At 56.3% G+C, this 277-nt stretch carries 1 protein-coding gene; it reads left to right on the forward strand.

Features of this window, described 5'->3' with window-relative positions; genetic code table 11:
- On the forward strand, positions 1–277 hold a 277-nt coding region (locus SB756_RS29730; RefSeq protein WP_410913159.1), incomplete at both ends, for a cellulose biosynthesis cyclic di-GMP-binding regulatory protein BcsB.

Below are 277 nucleotides of genomic sequence, written 5' to 3' on the forward strand. Positions count from 1 at the left end.
GCTGCTGCATATTCCACTGATTCAGGGAATGCTGGACAAGAGCCATGAGCTGCTGATTCCGGCGCTGCGCCTCGGGGTGGTGAATCAGCTGCGCTTCGATTTTGATTACGCCAACATCACCATCAGCGGCAACGCGGATGGACGCTGCGAAACTGTAACGCCGATTACGCATCATGTGGTGGTGGACGACAATTCCAGCATCGATTTTTCCGGCTATCGCCACTACATCGAAATGCCGTCGCTGCGCGCTTGGGCGAATGCGGGCTTTCCGTTCAGC

It is taken from the genome of Pseudomonas sp. SIMBA_068 (assembly GCF_046534705.1).
In the GTDB taxonomy this organism is placed as follows: Bacteria; Pseudomonadota; Gammaproteobacteria; order Pseudomonadales; family Pseudomonadaceae; genus Aquipseudomonas; species Aquipseudomonas putida.